The 18,397-nt window shown below is 41.0% G+C and carries 18 protein-coding genes; 10 read left to right on the plus strand and 8 right to left on the minus strand.

All coding sequences use genetic code 11. The features are described 5' to 3' along the window. Positions 1-206 precede the first annotated feature (206 nt). Positions 207-836: a tetratricopeptide repeat protein gene (locus BDD43_RS13530; RefSeq protein WP_121198173.1), complete on the plus strand. Its 630-nt coding sequence runs from the start codon at positions 207-209 to the stop codon at positions 834-836. Between the two features lie 11 nt (positions 837-847). Here the strand turns inward: BDD43_RS13530 and BDD43_RS13535 are convergent, their stop codons facing one another. Both BDD43_RS13535 and gpmI read right to left on the minus strand, forming a co-directional pair. Then, the gene (locus tag BDD43_RS13535) at positions 848-1,384 is read right to left on the minus strand and encodes a hypothetical protein (RefSeq protein WP_121198174.1); all 537 of its coding nucleotides are present in this window, start codon (positions 1,382-1,384) and stop codon (positions 848-850) included. Then, entirely contained in the window at positions 1,371-2,897 is a 1,527-nt protein-coding gene (gene gpmI / locus BDD43_RS13540; protein ID WP_121198175.1) for a 2,3-bisphosphoglycerate-independent phosphoglycerate mutase, read from the minus strand. The genes BDD43_RS13535 and gpmI overlap by 14 nt, the downstream gene beginning before the upstream one ends. A gap of 116 nt (positions 2,898-3,013) precedes the next feature. On the opposite strand from gpmI, the gene BDD43_RS13545 reads away from it, so the two are divergent. The 4 genes from BDD43_RS13545 to BDD43_RS13560 all read left to right on the plus strand — a co-directional run bounded on the left by BDD43_RS13545 (position 3,014) and on the right by BDD43_RS13560 (position 5,919). After that, positions 3,014-3,406, plus strand: coding sequence for a DUF4783 domain-containing protein (locus tag BDD43_RS13545; RefSeq protein WP_121198176.1), 393 nt, complete (start codon positions 3,014-3,016; stop codon positions 3,404-3,406). Between the two features lie 43 nt (positions 3,407-3,449). Next, entirely contained in the window at positions 3,450-4,298 is an 849-nt protein-coding gene (gene nadC, locus BDD43_RS13550) for a carboxylating nicotinate-nucleotide diphosphorylase (RefSeq protein WP_121198177.1), read from the plus strand. A gap of 45 nt (positions 4,299-4,343) precedes the next feature. Then, on the plus strand, positions 4,344-4,991 hold the full coding sequence (gene plsY, locus BDD43_RS13555) for a glycerol-3-phosphate 1-O-acyltransferase PlsY (RefSeq protein ID WP_121198178.1): 648 nt from the start codon (positions 4,344-4,346) through the stop codon (positions 4,989-4,991). Between the two features lie 184 nt (positions 4,992-5,175). Next, entirely contained in the window at positions 5,176-5,919 is a 744-nt protein-coding gene (locus tag BDD43_RS13560) for a YqjF family protein (protein WP_121198179.1), read from the plus strand. Here BDD43_RS13560 and BDD43_RS13565 read toward each other — a convergent pair. The 4 genes from BDD43_RS13565 to BDD43_RS13580 all read right to left on the minus strand — a co-directional run bounded on the left by BDD43_RS13565 (position 5,891) and on the right by BDD43_RS13580 (position 11,536). Next, positions 5,891-7,156, minus strand: coding sequence for an anthranilate synthase component I family protein (locus BDD43_RS13565; protein WP_121198180.1), 1,266 nt, complete (start codon positions 7,154-7,156; stop codon positions 5,891-5,893). The two genes, BDD43_RS13560 and BDD43_RS13565, sit on opposite strands and share 29 nt — an antisense overlap. Before the next feature lie 89 nt (positions 7,157-7,245). Then, positions 7,246-8,523: an adenylosuccinate synthase gene (locus BDD43_RS13570; RefSeq protein ID WP_121198181.1), complete on the minus strand. Its 1,278-nt coding sequence runs from the start codon at positions 8,521-8,523 to the stop codon at positions 7,246-7,248. Between the two features lie 148 nt (positions 8,524-8,671). Beyond that, positions 8,672-9,139, minus strand: a complete 468-nt coding sequence (locus BDD43_RS13575; protein ID WP_121198182.1) for a Fur family transcriptional regulator — start codon at positions 9,137-9,139, stop codon at positions 8,672-8,674. Positions 9,140-9,313: 174 nt separating this feature from the next. After that, positions 9,314-11,536, minus strand: coding sequence for a RelA/SpoT family protein (locus tag BDD43_RS13580; RefSeq protein ID WP_121198183.1), 2,223 nt, complete (start codon positions 11,534-11,536; stop codon positions 9,314-9,316). Positions 11,537-11,840: 304 nt separating this feature from the next. Here BDD43_RS13580 and BDD43_RS13585 point away from each other — a divergent pair, with 304 nt between their 5' ends. The 5 genes from BDD43_RS13585 (at position 11,841) to BDD43_RS13605 (ending at position 16,124) form a co-directional block, all read left to right on the plus strand. Continuing rightward, positions 11,841-12,455: a DUF4294 domain-containing protein gene (locus BDD43_RS13585; protein WP_121198184.1), complete on the plus strand. Its 615-nt coding sequence runs from the start codon at positions 11,841-11,843 to the stop codon at positions 12,453-12,455. Beyond that, complete coding sequence (locus tag BDD43_RS13590; RefSeq protein ID WP_121198185.1) at positions 12,456-12,959, plus strand: glutathione peroxidase; 504 nt, start codon at positions 12,456-12,458, stop codon at positions 12,957-12,959. It begins immediately after the preceding gene. 1 nt (position 12,960) lies between these two features. Then, positions 12,961-13,683 (plus strand): bacillithiol biosynthesis deacetylase BshB1, encoded by a 723-nt coding sequence (gene bshB1 / locus BDD43_RS13595; protein ID WP_121198186.1) that lies wholly within the window; start codon positions 12,961-12,963, stop codon positions 13,681-13,683. Positions 13,684-13,882: 199 nt separating this feature from the next. Beyond that, entirely contained in the window at positions 13,883-14,554 is a 672-nt protein-coding gene (locus BDD43_RS13600; protein WP_121198187.1) for a DUF6624 domain-containing protein, read from the plus strand. Positions 14,555-14,759: 205 nt separating this feature from the next. Then, positions 14,760-16,124 carry an acyl-CoA dehydrogenase family protein gene (locus BDD43_RS13605; protein ID WP_121198188.1) on the plus strand — a complete coding sequence of 455 codons (1,365 nt, stop codon included), beginning with the start codon at positions 14,760-14,762 and terminating at the stop codon, positions 16,122-16,124. Between the two features lie 110 nt (positions 16,125-16,234). Here BDD43_RS13605 and BDD43_RS13610 read toward each other — a convergent pair whose 3' ends face one another. Both BDD43_RS13610 and lat read right to left on the minus strand, forming a co-directional pair. After that, the gene (locus tag BDD43_RS13610; protein ID WP_121198189.1) at positions 16,235-16,693 is read right to left on the minus strand and encodes a hypothetical protein; all 459 of its coding nucleotides are present in this window, start codon (positions 16,691-16,693) and stop codon (positions 16,235-16,237) included. A 219-nt stretch (positions 16,694-16,912) separates the two neighbouring features. Continuing rightward, the gene (gene lat, locus BDD43_RS13615) at positions 16,913-18,238 is read right to left on the minus strand and encodes an L-lysine 6-transaminase (protein WP_121198190.1); all 1,326 of its coding nucleotides are present in this window, start codon (positions 18,236-18,238) and stop codon (positions 16,913-16,915) included. Between the last annotated feature and the right edge of the window lie 159 nt (positions 18,239-18,397).

The raw sequence follows: 18,397 nt of genomic DNA on the forward strand, positions 1-18,397 counted from the left end.
GTCAAGTTGTCAGCCTGTTTTACAAAAACAGGTTAATATAAGCAGTTTTTAATTAATCAATGCTTAGTTGCCTTATGTTTCAAGAGCTATGCCAAGCTTTTCACAAAGGTGCAATTAAATTGTAATTAATTATTTATGGTGTTTGTATAATAAAATGTTACAATTGTAGTTTATAATATTAATCTCAAAATGTATTTTCGTTTCTAATGAAACTTTCAGTTATACTGTCTTTCCTAATTGTTGCTTCTGTTGAAGTTGTACAGGCACAAAATGCATACGTGAAACTTGGGCAGCAAGCGTTGATGGACGGCGACTTTAAGCAAGCTGTATCACACCTTGAAAAAGCTTGTGTGGTTGATTCTACCAATGCCAATGCGTTGTGGATGCTGGGCTATTCGTACTACCACAGCGAAAACTATAAAAAAGCAATTGCTACTTACTGCAAGGTTATCGAAATAAAACCAACTGATTGCTCTGCTTACTATTACCGCGCTATGGCTAAAAGCTATTACGCGCGCGATGTGCAAACCTCGGCTGCTGATAAAGAAAAAAACTTGCTGGGTGCTATTTTAGACCTCAGTAAAGCCATCAACATAAACCCCAACGATATTAAGTTTTACCAAAACAGGGGTATTTTTTACAGGGAATATGCAGCTTTTAAATTGCAGAAAGCCAATAAATTTTACGACCGTACCCGCGGCTTAAATTCATTAAAGGCCTCGGTTACCGATTTGGAAAAAGTACTGGCCGACAACCCCGACCGCAAAGATATCAGCACACAGCTTGATATGTCAAAACAACAACTAACCGTTGCCACGGCGGCGGTGCACAATTAAAAAATTTAATTTTATTTAAACCTCCCGGTTATTTGGTAATTATTTGCCCCAAGTATTTTAACCGATTGGCGTTTCTCTATCCGGTAAACCGAATCGGGATAATAGCTTAAATTATCAGTAGTTTGATAGAGTGAATTTTTGGTGAAATTAGTTATGGCAATTAATTTTATTTTGTGTGCCCGGTTTACAATAACAATACTGCGCGTGCGTAAATTGGTATCAATGGCGTTGTAAAATACCGAATCGGCCTTAACGGTAACCTTATAATCATTTCGCCAAGCCGGTTTATTAATGTCCGACTCGATGAATAAGCCCAGTTCCTGCTTCCAGTTTTTAATGGCTACCAGTTTTGTTTCGGCGTGGCTATTATAAATAACCGATTTATTAATGGTAGGATGCAGCTTATTGAGCCTCTCGGCTTCGGCCTTGAAATATGGTTCAAGGCCGAAGTACTGAGGCGTGGTTTGTTGCTCATCGGGCCTGCAGGCTACAAAAAACAGCAGGCAAAAACTAATTGCAAAAATTGGTTTTTGTTTACACCAATACATTTTCGCTCATTTCTTTGGGGATAGGTACGCCCAATAGTTTTAAAACAGTAGGGGCAATATCGCCAAGTTTACCGTCTTTAACCTCTTTATAATCTTTATCAATTAAAATGCAGGGTACAAGGTTGGTAGTATGTGCAGTGTTTGGAGTGCCATCATCGTTTATCATAAACTCGGCATTACCGTGGTCGGCAATAATAATAAACGAATAACCGTTTGCAATACCTGTTTCAACAACTTCTTTGGTACAGGCATCAACAGTTTCGGCAGCTTTAACAACGGCTTCAAAAACACCTGTATGGCCAACCATATCGGTATTGGCAAAGTTTAGGCAAATAAAATCGGCCCAGCGGCTTTTCAGTTCCGGCAAAATGGCATCGCGTATGCCTTCGGCACTCATTTCGGGTTGCAAATCATAAGTGGCAACTTTTGGCGATGGTATTAATAAACGTTTTTCGTTATCAAATTCCTTTTCGCGGCCACCAGAAAAGAAGAAAGTTACGTGCGGATATTTTTCTGTTTCGGCAATACGTATCTGGGTTTTGCCGGCGTTCTGCAAAGTTTCGCCCAGGGTATGTGTAAGGTCGTCTTTAGTAAAAATCACCTGTACCTTTTTAAAGGTTTCGTCGTAGGTGGTCATGGTAATATAATGCAAATCAAGCGGATGCATGTTTTGCTCCGGGAACGGTTTTTGCGTAAGTGCCTGGGTAATTTCGCGGCCACGGTCGGTACGGAAATTAAAGCATATCACCACATCGCCGTTTTTAATAACGGCAATTGGTTTACCTTCGTCATCGGTTTTTACTATCGGTAATATAAATTCGTCGCTAACCCCATCGGCGTATGATTGTGCTATCGATTTTAAAATATCATGTGTAGCAGCACCTTCGCCGTTCACCATCACATCATAAGCTTTTCTAACACGTTCCCAGCGGTTATCCCTATCCATGGCATAATACCTGCCAATGGCCGATGCCAGTTTAACATTGGTGTTTTGAATGTGGTTTTCCAGGTCGGTAATGTATTTGATACCACCATTGGGGTCGGTATCGCGGCCATCTAAAAACGCGTGGATGTAAACGTGCGGTAACTGATACCTGCCTGCAACATCGCATAAACCCTTTAAATGTTTAATATGTGAGTGTACGCCACCATCGGATACTAAACCAATAAAGTGAACGTCCTTGTTGTTTTCTTTAGCGTAATTAAAGGCTTGCTTAACAACCGGGTTCTCGTCAAACTCCTGCTCTTCAACGGCCTTGTGTATGCGGCCAAGTTCCTGGTAAACCACGCGGCCCGCGCCAAGGTTCATGTGGCCAACTTCGCTGTTGCCCATTTGCCCGGCAGGTAAACCTACCGATGTACCCGAAGCCTGAAGCTTTGAGTGTGGATAATGCTCCAGTAACGAATCAAAGTACGGAGTTTTAGCTGCTAAAATAGCATTCGATTTATCGTTTCGGCCATAACCCCATCCATCCAGGATAATTAAGGCAACTTTTTTATTTGAATTTTCCACGCCGCAAATATAATTGATTTGTTAATTTTTGTATATTTAAATAAGTTTAACAGCCGTTAATTTGTCAACTAATTTTATTGCCACTGCGGCAATTTTCAACCTGATATTATATTCTAATGAAATTATTTTGCTTTTTGTTTGTATTTTCATCGGTAATAGTCCAGCCCAAGTCTGCTGATCCGGTTGACCGCACCATGCTTTTACTAAAACAAAGCAACTGGACGGAATTATATAAAACTTTTGCACCAAGTATTGACCTTGCTATTTTAGACGTGAGCGATATTTACGCCAAAGACCAGGCCGAAACCATGCTGAATAATTTTTTTGGCAAAAATCAGCCTTTTACGGTAAAGCTGGTACATCAGGTAAACTCCAACGCTGATTTAAAGTTTGCTGTTTTTACCCTCAGCGGCAAAAGCGGCAGTTATAGAACATCAATATCCTTACGAAATAATAACGGCACCTTCCAAATCAACGAGTTACACATTGAGGCCGAAAAAATAAAATAGCTTGAAAGTATTTTTTTACTTTTGAGCCTCTAAATAAACTAAATTGGATATACCTGCAATCCGCAAATTTATTGCCGACTACCTAAATGAAGACGTTGGCGACGGCGACCATACCTCATTAGCCACTATACCGGCCGGTACCCAGGGTAAAGCAAAACTATTGGTTAAAGAAAACGGTATTTTAGCCGGTGTTGATATAGCCCTCCAGGTATTTGATGTGGTAGATAGCAACCTTATGGTTGACGTTTTTTTACACGATGGGGCAGCCATTAAAAAAGGCGATGTTGCCTTAAATGTAACCGGTAGCGTACACAGTATTTTAAAAGCCGAGCGGCTGGTACTTAATATAATGCAACGGATGTCGGCCATAGCAACGCAAACTCATAGCATTGTTGAGCTTATAAAAGGCACCGGTACCAAAATACTGGATACCCGCAAAACAACGCCGGGCTTTAGGTATTTTGAAAAACTTGCAGTTAAAATTGGTGGTGGCGTTAACCACAGGTTTGGCTTGTATGATATGGTGTTGATTAAAGATAACCACGTTGATTATTCGGGTGGAATTAGCAATGCCATCAACAATGCGAAGCAATATTTGTTAACAAACAACAAATGCCTGGATATTGAAATTGAAGTAAGAAATTTTGACGAACTTAACGAAGCCATAAAAACCGGTGGCGTGCTGCGTATTATGCTCGACAATTTTTCGACAACAGATTTAAAGAAGGCAGTTGAAATTATTGGCGACCAGTTTGAAACAGAAGCTTCGGGCGGTATAACTATTGATAATGTGCGTGCTTATGCCGAGTGTGGTGTAAATTATATTTCGATAGGAGCCTTAACGCATTCGGTTAAAAGTTTGGATTTGAGTTTGAAAGCTGTTAATGAATAAAAATAATATGAATAGTACACCCGCAATTAGTATCATTGTAGTGAGATGATTTCAATATACTCGATTTCAGCGCTCATACTGGCCTACTTATTTGGATCAATACCCACGGCTGTATGGATTGGGCAAGCTTTTTATAATGTTGACGTACGCGAGTACGGTAGCGGTAATGCCGGCGCAACCAATACTTTTAGGGTATTAGGCAAAAAAGCCGGCGTACCCGTAATGCTAATTGATATTTTAAAAGGGTGGACGGCTACCAACCTGGCTTATTTTATAGGCATATCAACAACCGGGGCGGTACACTCTAACGCTTTTGTTAATTATCAGTTAGCACTGGGCATAACGGCTGTTATGGGCCACCTGTTCCCTGTTTTTGCAGGGTTTAGGGGTGGTAAGGGTGTTGCAACCTTATTCGGGATGGTTTTGGCGGTTCACTTGCAAGCATCGCTGCTTTGTGTTTGCGTGTTTATTGCCGTGTTGTTAATTACAAAATACGTGTCGTTAAGTTCTATCGTGGCAAGCTTTACCTATTTAATTGGGGTAACGTTTATCTTTCCCACTTATAAAACTTCGGTTATCATTTATGGGATGTGTATTTGCGTGCTCATTATGGTTACCCATCAAAAAAACATAGAACGTTTGCTAAAAGGGAAAGAATCGAAAGTTAATTTGTTTAAGCGTAAGGCAACCTAAAGTAAACTACTGTTAAGTTAATAGTATTAAGTCATGAGTCGAAAGTTAGATTTGATTATTTTTTGACTTAGAACTTAAGACTTGTGGCTAAAGACTATCCGTCATCACACGATTAACAGACACTACATCTCTTAAAATTAAGGCTCAAATCATTCGGACTCGGGGCATACACTAATCAGTTATTATGGCGAAAATTAAATTCCTTACGGCGCAATGGAAAAGCCTGTTAATGCTCAATTATGAGGTTAACCCCGAAATACTAAAGCCCTATTTGCCCTCAGCCACCGTGCTCGACCTTTGGGAAGGTAAAGCTTTAGTAAGTATGGTTGGGTTTTTATTTAAAAACACCCGCGTTTTAGGCGTTAAGTGGCCATTCCATATTAACTTTGAAGAAGTTAACCTGCGTTTTTACGTTAAATATTTTGATGGCAAGGAGTGGAAGCGCGGAGCTGTATTTATTAGCGAGCTGGTGCCTAAACCAGTAATAAGCGTTATTGCCAACACATTGTATAACGAGCCTTACCGTGCTTTACCAATGCGCCACAGCATTAACACGGTTGATATTGAACACACTGAATATAATTACGAGTGGAAATTAAAAGGCAAATGGAATAAACTGGGCGCGGTTATCAACAATATCAAATTGCCAATTAAACCCGGTAGTGCCGAAGAGTTTATATTTGAGCATTATTGGGGCTATAACAAACTGCGCAATGGTGATACGTTGGAGTACGCGGTAGAGCATGTTTCGTGGCAAATAAATGAGGTTAAGAGTGCCGTTTTTGATGCCGATATTGCGGAACTATACGGCGAAGCCTTCTTACCTTATCTAAGCGTTAAACCTTATTCGGCTTTTTTTGCCGATGGGTCGGATGTAGCGGTTCGGGTTGCGGGTAAGGTTAGTGCTGACCCAGTACCTGCAAAATAGCTTTTGCCTTCAACAAACATTCCTCATACTCATATTCAGCATCCGCATTATGCGTTATCGCGCTGCCAACTTCAAACGATAGGTATTGGTTTGCCAAATTATAAAGTATCGTCCGTATTACCACATTAAAATCAAAATCCCCATCGGGGCTAAAGTAACCTATCGCGCCCGAATATAGGCCGCGTTTGGTACGTTCGTAATTTTCCATCAGTTGCATGGCACTAAACTTGGGTGCGCCCGTCATACTCCCCATCGGGAAGGTGTTTTTGATAACTTGCACGTCGCTCAATGCTTCATCCTTTTGGCAAACTACGGTTGATATCATTTGATGCACTTGTTTAAAAGTGTAAATACCAAACAGCTCGTCAACCTTAACGGTGCCCGGCTTTGCCGACCGGGTTAAATCGTTACGTACCAAGTCAACTATCATTACGTTTTCCTGCTGCTCTTTGGGGTGCTCCTTTAGGCTTTGTTTTAGCACTTCGTCTTCAATTTTATTGCTGCTGCGTTTGGCCGTTCCTTTTATGGGTTGCGATATAAGTTTATCGTTACGCTTGGCTAAAAATCTTTCGGGCGATGCTGAGATAATATATTTATCGTAAAGTTTAAAATAGCAGCCAAAAGGCGCTGGCGAAATTTTATTGAGGTGGTTAAACAAGGCTAAAGGCTCAAGTGTCACCTCTTCGGCATAAAATTCCTGACAAAAGTTTGTTTCGTAAATATCGCCACGGATGATATGCTGTTGGATAGTTTTAACAGTTTCTATATACTCATCCCGGCTAAAACGCGATTGCAGCTTTAAGTTAATTTCGGCAATATCGTAGCTAATTATTTGCCCGTTTATTACATTAAGTATGTATTGGTCGTCAGAAACGACTTCGATCTCATCCCCCCGCACAATTATAATATGCTGTGGGACAAAAAAATACAAGCCAGGGAATAGTATTTTATCGGTATTAGCCGAACTCAAATTTTCGATCTCATTTTTCAGATCATAAGTTAAAGCACCCAAAACCCAGTCCTTATGCTTTTCGCGAAAAGCATCTAATTGCTCAAAGGCACTTCCCTCATCGCACTTTAACTCGTGCTTTGCACCAGCCGCTATCAGGATTTCAAATTTGGAGTATCTATCAGTAAAATTATTGGAATTAAGACATATTGCAACATCAAAACCATTGGCCCATTGCAATGCTTTTTGCTTAAACAGGTTTATATCGGTTTGATGTTTTAAAGTCATTGCTAAATTTGCTACAATCAAAAAAGGCCGAAATTTCGGCCTTTTACTATTCTTTTAAAGCCCTCTCCTTTGGGGAGGGTTGGGTGGGGCTAATGCAATTCCAAAGTCTGCACCCTATCCGGCCCAACCGATAAATATTGAATTGGCACTTCCAGTTCTTGTTCTAAAAAGTCAATGTAGTTCTTCAGCTTTTCGGGTATCTGGTTCAGTTCGGTAATGCCGGTAATGTCTTCGTGCCAGCCATCAATTTCCTTAAATACCGGCTCGGGATGTATGGTGCAAATATCGTAGGGCATGTAATCAATAGTTTCGCCCTGGTAGTTGTAGTGCGTGCAGGCATATATTTTATCAAAACCGCTCAAAACATCGGCCTTTGTCATTACCATTTGGGTAACGCCGTTAAGCATAATGGCATATTTTAGTGCAGGCAAATCTATCCAGCCAGTGCGGCGCGGGCGGCCTGTTGTTGCCCCAAACTCGTGGCCTATACGGCGCAATTCTTCGCCAACCTCGTTATCCAGTTCGGTAGGGAAGGGGCCGCCGCCAACACGTGTGCAATAAGCCTTAAAAATACCTATTACCTCGCCAATTTGTTGCGGGGCAATACCTAAACCGGTACAAGCACCGGCAGTAGTTGTGTTTGATGATGTTACAAAAGGGTATGAGCCAAAATCAATATCAAGCATGGTGCCCTGGGCGCCTTCGGCTAATACCTTTTTACCTTGCTTAATATAACCGTTAACCAAATGTTCCGAATCAACCAGCGGGAATTTTTTAATTAACTCAACGGCTTCAAAAAACAAAGCTTCACGTTCGCTAAAATCGGCAACCTCACCGTATAAAGCTTGCAGCATTGAGGTATGTTTATCGGTTAGCTTTTGGTAGCGCTCTTTAAAATCGGGCAATAAAATATCGCCAATGCGTAAACCATTGCGGCCGGTTTTATCCATATAGGTTGGGCCTATGCCTTTTAGGGTTGAACCAATTTTGCCTTCGCCCATTTTCTTTTCGGATGCAGCATCCAGCAACTGGTGGGTTGGCAATATCAGGTGCGCCTTTTTGGCAATCATCAAGTTGTTTTTAGCCAGCAAATCATGACCGGCATCCTTCAACTTGTCAATTTCACGTTTTAGCGTGATCGGATCAATCACAACACCGTTTCCAATTAAGTTTTGAGTGTTGTTAAAAAATATACCCGAAGGGATGGTATTCAGTACAAACTTCTTTCCGTCAAATTCCAGAGTGTGCCCTGCATTTGGCCCGCCTTGAAAACGGGCTATCAGGTCGTAATCGGCACTTAAAACGTCCACAATTTTTCCCTTACCTTCGTCGCCCCATTGAAGGCCCAATAATACGTCAACAGCCATTATATGATTATTCTTTGTTTATATTAATTGTTAAGTAATGATGACATCTTCAACACATTGAAGCTGTGCAAAGGTATCATCATTAACCAAACTGCATATGCAAAATTTAAAAAGATTTAAACAGGAACCGGATTATTTGTGGTTCAAATCAATTCCTCCTATCGCAAACACCCTCTTTTAATTTAGCGCAATTGCCATAAAGGTTTAATGAGTGGTGCTTAATTTCAAATTTAAGTAATTCGCCCATCATGGATTGTATTTGCTGAATGCGCGGGTCGCAAAATTCAACTACTTTACCGCAATCGATACAAATAATATGGTCGTGCTGCTTGTATCCGTATGATTTTTCGAACTGGGCCATGTTTTTACCAAACTGGTGTTTGGTAACCAAATCGCACGAAACCAGTAACTCCAGTGTATTATACACCGTTGCCCGGCTAACGCGGTATTTTTTGTTTTTCATGTGGATGTATAACGATTCCACATCAAAATGATCGCTGCGTGAGTATATCTCTTCGAGTATGGCAAAACGCTCGGGAGTTTTTCTGAGACTTTTGTTTTCGAGATAGGCTTCGAAAATCTTCTTAACCATCGCTATGGTTTCCTGTACAGCCATTGATTATTAATTACAATTCAAAGTTAACTATTTTACTTGAATTTGGAGAGTGTTCATAGTTGATGGATCATAGTTGATAGATCATGGGTCATAGTTTATTGTGTTGATAGTTGGCACTGAATTGAAAAATCAAAATTTACTACGAACCATAATCTATGAACCATTAACCATGATCTACGATGCTTTCTCCACAGCCGAATCAAACCTGGTTACCGATGTGATGCCTTTAACCGTGTTTAGTTTTTTAATTAAATTATCTAAATGGTTAGTATCATTAACATAAACCATTATTGATCCCTCAAAAATGCCATTATCGCTATCAACAGTTATCGACCGGATATTTACCTTAAAATCATTTGATATTACTGTAGTTAGCTTATTTATCAGGCCAACATCATCAATGCCGGTAATGCGCAGGCCGGTTAAAAAGGCAAGTTCTTGCTGGTTTGTCCAGCGGGCCTTTACAATTCGGTACCCATAATTACTCATTAGCTTGGTTGCATTTGGGCAACTGGTGCGGTGTATTTTAATGCCCTCGCTTACGGTAATAAAGCCAAACACGTCGTCGCCAGGTATGGGGTTGCAGCAGTTAGATAGCTTGTAATCTATCTTTTGCAGGTCTTCGCCGATGAGCAAAATGTCGCTGTCTTTAGCCTTAATGCTGCGCAGCATACTTTGCACCTGCTCGGTTTCAATTTTTTCCGGCGATTTAATCTCAATTATCTTTTCCGAAGCCACAAACTCCTTTAAATCCTTCATATCAATGAGGCCCTTTGCCACATTGTAAAACAAATCCTGGGTTGATGTTAGTTTGAAAAAGTAACTCAGCTTGTAAATATTATCGGAGTTGTAAGTTATTTTAAGCGATTTGAGTTTACGCTCCAATATTTCCTTACCATCTTCGGCAATTTTGCGCTTTTCTTCTTTTAATGCCGATTTTATTTTGGCCTTTGCTTTGGCCGTAACCACAATATTCAGCCAGTCTTCTTTAGGCACCTGCTTGCCCGATGTGATAACTTCCACCTGGTCGCCGTTTTGCAGCTTGTGGCCAAGCGGTACCAATTTGTGGTTCACTTTGGCACCAATACAACTTGCACCCACGTCGGAGTGTATTTCGAAGGCAAAATCAAGCGCGGTAGCGTTTGATGGTAGTTGAATGAGGGCACCTTTTGGGGTGAAAATAAAAATCTCGTCGCTAAACAAGTTCATTTTAAAATCATCCAAAAAGTCAAGCGCGTTCGAGTCTGGGTTTTTAAGCAGGTCGCGTACTTTTTGTACCCATTGGTCAAGGCCGCTGTCTGTTGATGATTCTTTGTATTTCCAATGTGCGGCAAAACCCTTTTCGGCAATTTCGTTCATGCGTTTGGTGCGTATCTGCACTTCAACCCATTGGCCGCGCGGCCCCATTACCGTGGTATGTAACGATTCGTATCCGTTTGCTTTTGGCGACGAGATCCAGTCGCGCAAGCGATCAGGATTTGGCCTGTATAAATCAGTAATAATAGAGTAAGCCTTCCAGCAGTCTGATTTTTCGTGCTCGGCAGCACTATCCAAAATAATACGGATGGCAAATAAATCGTAAACCTCCTCAAAAGGTATCGACTTTTTTTTCATCTTATTCCAAATGGAATGTATTGATTTTGGCCTGCCCAAAATATCGCCGTGAATATCCTGCGCTGTTAGGCTTTTTTGAACCGGCTGTATAAAATCATGTATAAATTTTTCGCGCTCGGCCTTTTTTTCGTTTAGTTTCGATTTAATGAACTGGTATGTTTCTCTCTCGGTATACTTCATCGAAAGGTCTTCCAGTTCTGACTTTATGGCATATAAACCTAACCGGTGTGCCAACGGAGCATAGAGATATACCGTTTCCGACGATAATTTTAGCTGCTTATCTCGCGGCATAAACTCCATCGTGCGCATATTATGCAACCTATCGGCCAGTTTAATTAAAATAACCCTAACATCATCGGCCAGGGTAAGCAGCATTTTACGGAAGTTTTCGGCCTGCAGCGAGCTGTTGGTATCAAACACGCCCGATATTTTGGTGAGCCCGTCGATAATTTTGGCTACTTTTTTACCAAAATCGCGCTCAATATCCTCCAACGTAACGTTAGTATCTTCAACAACATCGTGCAGTAAAGCGCAAACTATTGATGTTGTACCCAGGCCAATTTCTTCGGCGGCTATTTGCGCTACCGCAATGGGGTGGTATATGTAAGGCTCGCCACTTTTGCGGCGCATGTTTTGGTGGCTTTCCAAAGCCATGTCAAACGCCTTACGTATCAGGCCTTTATCGCCTTTTTGCATGGTTGGTTTGCAAGCACGCAACAAAGCACGGTATCTTTTTAGTATCTCGTTCTTCTCGGCTTCCAGGTCAATTACTAAGTCTTTCATTCGTTGTTTTTATCTTCGAGTTGATTAGTTAAGTGGTTGATTAAGTTGATTGTGTGAAGCAGCTTACACTACTCTCTTATTCAACCACTCACTCACTCAGCTTAATCTACCTAACACTATTTTTGAATTGATTGAGTTAACCGGTTGATTGGTGAAGCAGTTAGTACTAACTACTCGCTCATTCAACCTAATCAACTATTCGCAACCTTTTTACAAACCTGTAATTTAATTGCAACAAACTATTAATTATAGCTTTAATATAATAAACTCAAAAAAATAGCATTAATTTTGTACAAGTAAAAATATGAAATTAATTGGGTATTTATTAGTGTTTTGCTTCTGCTTTGGTACTGCCAGTGCCCAGCAGGGTTTGCCTCCTAAACCTAAATTAGGCAAAAACGATACCATAAGGGTTGCATCTGCCATTGTTGACAATGAGTACATACCCTGGATTATGACACCCGACGCTCAAATTAGAGACGTTAGAACTTTTAAAACCCCGCTAGACAGAACAAACTTTTACCGCCTGCGTTATAACGTACTTAAAGTGGAACCCTATGCTATATATGCAGGTAACAGATATCGCCAGTTAGAACGGGACCTGGCAACAACTGCCGATAAGGGCAAACAAAAAGAAATGGTTAAAACCTGTGAAAAAGAAATTAAAGATTTATTTAACCACGAGATAAAAAATATGAGCATTACCCAGGGCGAAATACTGATTAAACTGGTTAACCGTGAAAGCGGTAACACCAGTTACGAATTGGTTAAAGAGTTAAAGGGTGGTTTAAATGCTTTTATGTTTCAGTCGTTAGCTCGTATATTTGGGCACAACCTGAAACAAACTTACGATCCGCAGGAAGAAAACGATATCGAAGCGATATTAAATTCGGCGGGTTACCAATATCATAGAAACTAAATGGCCGAGAAAAATATTTACCAGTTTGATGTTGAAAAGTTAAACGGGGATGTGGTTAACTTATCAGCGTATAAGGATAAGGTTTTGTTAATAGTAAATACCGCATCCGAGTGCGGGTTTACTCCACAGCTAACAGATTTAGAAGAGCTCCGCAAGGAAATGGATGGTAAGGATTTTGAAATACTGGCTTTCCCGTCCAACGATTTTGGCGGGCAGGAACCCCTGGAAGGCCAATCCATCGAAGCTTTTTGCGAGATTAACCACCATACCCATTACTCTGTTTTTAACAAGTTAAGAGTTAGGGGAGAGTATGCACATCCGCTATTCAAATTTTTGGCAGATAAAAAAGAAAATGGCCATGTAAGCGCAAAACCCAAGTGGAACTTTCACAAATACCTCATCAACAAAAAAGGCGAGGTGGTAGACTTTTTTTATCCCTTCACTAAGCCCAATACTGCTAAAGTAAAAAAGCGTATTGAGCGTTTACTTTCTTCTGATAAATAAGATGCAAAAATTAGATATTCTTGTTATAGCTGTTCACCCGGATGATGCCGAATTAGGTTGCTCGGGCACTTTACTAAAGCACGTTGCCCTTGGCCATAAAGTAGGGATGGTTGATTTAACCCAGGGCGAATTGGGTTCCCGCGGCTCGGCCGAGATACGTTTGCAGGAAGCTACTCAAGCCGCCGAGATACTCGGATTATCGGCCCGCGAAAACTTACAACTTGCAGACGGGTTTTTTAAAAACGACAAAGAACACCAACTAAAAGTAATAGCCGCTATACGTAAGTACCAGCCGGATATTGTAATTACCAATGCCTATTATGACAGGCATCCCGATCATGGGCGTGCCTGCGAATTGGTTACCGACTCTGTTTTTTTATCGGGCTTACGCAAGATAGAAACTTATGAAGATGGCCAACTGCAAAAAGAATGGCGGCCAAATTTGTTATTGCACTTTATTCAAGACCAATACATTAAACCCGACTTTATAGTTGATATTACTGCGCATTGGGATAAAAAAATTGAATGCATCCGGGCTTACGGATCGCAGTTTTATAACCCCGAGTGGAAAGAAGAGCATCAAACCTATATATCCGGTCAAGATTTTTATCCCATTGTTGAGGGTCGCGCCCGCGAATTTGGTAAAGTTATTGGAGCCAGGTTTGGCGAAGGATTTTTATCAAAGCGAATTTTGGGTGTTGATAATTTAATGAACCTGCGATAAAAGTAATGATTGAAGGATTGATTGAAGGATTGAATGTTTAAGATATTAATTCAGTCAATCATTAACGTTAGACCAGTGATTGAAGGATTGATTGACATAAGTATTGAATATTTAAGTTATTCAATCACTCAATAATTCAATCCATCAATCATTGGCCTCCGCATGCTATTGTGTAATTTGTTTTTACCTATCTTACCGTATGAAATATATTGTTTTGCCTTTACTTATTTGCGTAGCCGTTGCAGCACATGCGCAACGTAAATTTAATCCGGTTTTAAAGCGGCAGTTAGATAGCGTATTGGTATTAGATCAAAAATATAGAGAATTGCTTACTGATTTGTGGAACCCTGCTATGGCAGATAAAATAGCTAAACAATACGGTTCGACACCTGCTAAGTTAACCAATAAGTTTTGGGCATTGCAAAATCACATTGATTCGGCCAATCAGGTATTTTTAGGGTCAGTTATCGCCAAATATGGTTATCCCGGAACCAGGCTTGTAGGTAAAGAAACCGACGAGGCAGCCTGGAGTATAATTCAGCATTCGCCTGATATTGCGAAGTATATACCCATCATTAAACGGGCTGCCGAAACTCACCAATTACCCTTTGATAAGTATGCAATGATGTACGACCGCTATTTGCTTAACCAAAACAAGGAGCAAGTTTATGGCACACAGTGCATGACGGTAGAACTTAATAACGGTAAAAAAGAGCCCTGCGTTTGGCCAATACAGGACGCCGAGCATGTAAACGAGCGACGTAAAAAAGCGGGCTTTACTACCACTGTTGAACAAAATGCCCTTAGATTGGGCGTAACCTACCGGGTTGTAACCATGAGCGAAATGAAAACACGGGTATTTAAACCATAAGCTGTATTAACGGCAGGTTTAAAGAAGTTGGGTCGACAAGGATATACTAATTGCTTGTTAGGCACTTTGATGGGGCTGTATCCGTAAGTAATAGCGGTTTGCTTGTTAAATTTATTCGTGATGAAAACCTGAATAGGGGTGGGAACATAAAAAATATAAAACACCTTTTCAATTTAGCCGTTTATAGGTTAACCAAACCTAGTTTATGGCAAATATATTTTCTAAGGCCCGTGGGCTTTTCCACCTGTTCCAATCAATTGATATTAATCAAATAAGTACCCTTGCATCTAAAATAGACCTGGGCGAAGTTATGGCAGCCGTTGGTAAGCTTGATGATAACCAACTCAACAGCGTTGTTAAAATGCTGAAGAGCGGCGGTAGTCATCATCAAAAAGAATTACCTGCCATAGAAGGCGATTTTTATCACCTCGGCCATGCCCTAACTGATGAGGAACGGGCTTTGCAACTCAAGGTACGCGCCTTTATGGAAGCCGAAATTAAACCCATAGCCAACGAATATTGGTTAAAGGCCGAGTTTCCGTTTCAAATAATACCCAAGCTTGCCCAACTTAATATTTGCGGTTTAACCTACCAGGGTTATGGCTGCCCCAATAAAACGTTTTTAATGGAAGGTATACTGGCTATGGAAATGGCCCGTGTTGATACGTCTATCTCCACGTTTTTCGGCGTGCAAAGCGGCTTATGTATGGGTTCTATCTACCTATGCGGATCTGAAGAGCAAAAGCAGGAATGGTTGCCGCAATTACAGCAATTTAAAGCCATTGGTGCCTTTGGCTTAACCGAGCCCGAAGTTGGATCGGCTGCTGCCGGAGGTTTAACCACAACCGCTAAAAGAAACGGAGACACCTGGGTGCTAAACGGACAAAAGAAATGGATAGGCAATGCCACCTTTGCTGATGTTACCGTAATTTGGGCGCGCGACCTGGACGATAACCAGGTTAAGGGTTTTTTAGTGCGCAAGGGTAACCCCGGTTTTAGTGTAGAAAAAATACAGGACAAAATGGCCCTGCGTATTGTGCAAAACGGCTTGATTACTTTAAACAATTGTGTGGTGCAAGAGGCCGACAGGATGCAAAACGCCAACTCGTTTAAAGATACTGCTAAGGTTTTACAGATGACCAGGGCCGGTGTGGCGTGGCAGGCCGTAGGCTGTGCCCGCGGTGCCTACGAAAGCGCGCTTGATTATACCCGCAAGCGGAAACAGTTTGGTAAACCCATAGCATCATTCCAGCTTATTCAAAACCATTTGGTTGAGATGTTATCAAATCTTACTGCTATGCAAACCCTCTGTTTCAGGCTATCGCAGTTACAGGATGAAGGAAAGCTGAAAGACGAGCATGCCTCGCTCGCTAAGGTGTTTTGCTCGTTACGCACCCGCGATGTGGTTAGCCACGCACGCGAAGTAATGGGTGGCAACGGTATTTTGTTGGAATATAACGTAGCGCGCTTTGTTGCCGACGCTGAAGCTATATACTCTTACGAGGGTACCAAAGAAATTAATTCACTGATTGTGGGCCGCGCGATAACTGGTTTTAGCGCTTTTGTTTAGTGAGTGTTTTTAAGTCAAACTTTCAGCCTGTCCCGAACTGAAGAGTAAAGACTCCTGACTGAGGAATAAAAAAGAAGCCGGTATTGGGCGATACCGGCTTCTGTATTTGTTTAGTATTTTACGTAATCAAAACGATTATTCTCGTTGTTTCTTTCGCGTTTTAACTTATGCTCGTTAGAAAGCTTAAGTAGGATGCCCGATAATTCGGAGGTTTTAAAGTCCGAATCAAATTGTTCTTTGCAATAATTTGCAATACCGGCAATTGATCTGGGGACATCAAAAAAGTCGGTATGAATTATTTGGTTCAAAATTTTAGTGGCGCCGGGCTTTTTGCGGCCTCTAATTCTGCTGTCGGCTCCATCATCTTCTGATGAGCTGCTGATGAACTTCCTGTTACGGCGTTCTTGTAATTTAGACAAATCACCTTCGGTGTCATGTCTTTCCCCATCCATAATGCTGTCCAATAAGCGGTCAATAATTTTAACCTGGACCGCTTCTGAACGGAATGCGTTTACGACTTCGGAGATTTCTAGTAGCTGTTTTCTTAATTTTTCAGTGTGTTTGCTCATGGTGCATTTTTTTTCTAATTCATTGTGTATTAAGTTTGTGTGTACTTACTTTAAACTGCTCGTACTATTTGTACATATATAACCAGGGGTATAATTATATATTTAAGCAATTATACTACTAAACAACGTGTAAAAACATAAAAAGTATATATTATAATAAAAAAAGTATAGATAATGCTGTTACAATTTTGTTACAATCAAAAAAAAATACAATACTAGCTATAATAAGAGTTTCTCTATTATTGTCATTCCTATATCAATGTGTTGTTTGGTCATGATAAGGGCCGGTCTAAACCTAATTGTATTGGTACCACAGCCTAAAAACATCACATTATGCAACAGTCCGTTCTGTATAAATTTATCCCGGGTTTCTCTATCCGGAAAGTCAAATGCGGTGAGCAACCCGCGTCCACGCACGTTGCGTATCATATCATTTTTAAGCGAAAGTTTTTTTAGTTCTTCCTGTAAAAAATCACCGGTGCGCTGTGCATTGGCGCAAAGTTCATCTTCGGTAATAATTTCAAGTATCCGGGTGGCCCTAATCATATCAACCAAATTGCCGCCCCAGGTTGAGTTAATGCGCGATGGTACGTTAAACACATTGTTTTCAACCTCATCAACCCTTTTGCTTGCCAATATGCCACAAACCTGCATTTTTTTGCCGAAGGCCAAAATATCGGGGCGGGCATTTTCGCCAAAATGCTCGTGGCACCAAAATTTACCGGTAAGGCCAACGCCCGTTTGTATCTCGTCGTAAATTAGCATCGCTTCGTTTTCGTTGGCAAGTATACGTAACTGCTCCAAAAACTCTTTACGGATGTGGTTATCTCCTCCTTCGGATTGTATAGGCTCTATTATTATTGCGCAAACATCGTCCTTAAAATCAGCGAAGGCTTGTTTAATCTGCCCGATAGAGTGTGCCTCCCTGCGTAGCAAATCTTGATGCCCATCGTCTGTATAAGGGAAATTCATGATTGGGGTTGATACTCTGGGCCAGTCAAATTGCGCATACCAACGCGTTTTTTCGGGCGAGGTATTGGTAAGGCTCATGGTATAACCTGTCCGGCCATGAAAAGCATGGTCAAAATGTATTACTTTAAAGCCTTTGGCCACAGTGTAACCCCTGGCAAAGTTTTTTTGTACCTTCCAGTCCATAGCTACTTTAAGGGCATTCTCAATGGCAAGGCCGCCTCCCGATATAAAAAAAGCATGCGGCAGATAGCTGGGGATGCCAACCTTGTCGAAAACTTTTACAAATTGAGCATACTGCTGGGTATAAATATCAGAGTTTGACGGGTTGGTTAAAGCAGCCAGCATCAGGTTTTTTTTAAACGATTCGTCGTTAACCATTTTTGGGTGGTTATACCCCAGGGGTACTGATGCAAAGCAGGTAAAAAAATCAAGCAGGGTGCGGTTGTGCTTTGAATCGAAAATATGTACGCCCTGGCTTTTTTCCATATCAAAAGTGAGGTCGAAACCATCAGCGAGGATATGCTTTTCTAATACGGATTGGACATCGGCAGGCGAAACTGATAGGTTGTACATAGCAGTATGGGTTTATCCAAATTTACTAAAAACCCTCAAATTTTACAAATTAGGCCACTTTTGAACTGCTTGTGTATAAAAACCAACTTTAAATTGTTTAAAGTTGGTTTTTGAACCGATGTGGTAAACAGTTAATGAGTGATGAGTAACAAAACCGGC

This window comes from Mucilaginibacter gracilis, assembly GCF_003633615.1.
GTDB lineage: Bacteria > Bacteroidota > Bacteroidia > Sphingobacteriales > Sphingobacteriaceae > Mucilaginibacter > Mucilaginibacter gracilis.

Coding starts and splice junctions, on each gene's coding strand:
- BDD43_RS13530 (WP_121198173.1), top strand. CDS start 207: ATGAAACTTTCAGTTATACTGTCTTTCCTAATTGTTGCTTCTGTTGAA.
- BDD43_RS13535 (WP_121198174.1), bottom strand. CDS start 1,384: ATGTATTGGTGTAAACAAAAACCAATTTTTGCAATTAGTTTTTGCCTG.
- BDD43_RS13545 (WP_121198176.1), top strand. CDS start 3,014: ATGAAATTATTTTGCTTTTTGTTTGTATTTTCATCGGTAATAGTCCAG.
- plsY (WP_121198178.1), top strand. CDS start 4,344: ATGATTTCAATATACTCGATTTCAGCGCTCATACTGGCCTACTTATTT.
- BDD43_RS13560 (WP_121198179.1), top strand. CDS start 5,176: ATGGCGAAAATTAAATTCCTTACGGCGCAATGGAAAAGCCTGTTAATG.
- BDD43_RS13565 (WP_121198180.1), bottom strand. CDS start 7,156: ATGACTTTAAAACATCAAACCGATATAAACCTGTTTAAGCAAAAAGCA.
- BDD43_RS13570 (WP_121198181.1), bottom strand. CDS start 8,523: ATGGCTGTTGACGTATTATTGGGCCTTCAATGGGGCGACGAAGGTAAG.
- BDD43_RS13575 (WP_121198182.1), bottom strand. CDS start 9,139: ATGGCTGTACAGGAAACCATAGCGATGGTTAAGAAGATTTTCGAAGCC.
- BDD43_RS13580 (WP_121198183.1), bottom strand. CDS start 11,536: ATGAAAGACTTAGTAATTGACCTGGAAGCCGAGAAGAACGAGATACTA.
- BDD43_RS13585 (WP_121198184.1), top strand. CDS start 11,841: ATGAAATTAATTGGGTATTTATTAGTGTTTTGCTTCTGCTTTGGTACT.
- BDD43_RS13590 (WP_121198185.1), top strand. CDS start 12,456: ATGGCCGAGAAAAATATTTACCAGTTTGATGTTGAAAAGTTAAACGGG.
- bshB1 (WP_121198186.1), top strand. CDS start 12,961: ATGCAAAAATTAGATATTCTTGTTATAGCTGTTCACCCGGATGATGCC.
- BDD43_RS13600 (WP_121198187.1), top strand. CDS start 13,883: ATGAAATATATTGTTTTGCCTTTACTTATTTGCGTAGCCGTTGCAGCA.
- BDD43_RS13605 (WP_121198188.1), top strand. CDS start 14,760: ATGGCAAATATATTTTCTAAGGCCCGTGGGCTTTTCCACCTGTTCCAA.
- BDD43_RS13610 (WP_121198189.1), bottom strand. CDS start 16,693: ATGAGCAAACACACTGAAAAATTAAGAAAACAGCTACTAGAAATCTCC.
- lat (WP_121198190.1), bottom strand. CDS start 18,238: ATGTACAACCTATCAGTTTCGCCTGCCGATGTCCAATCCGTATTAGAA.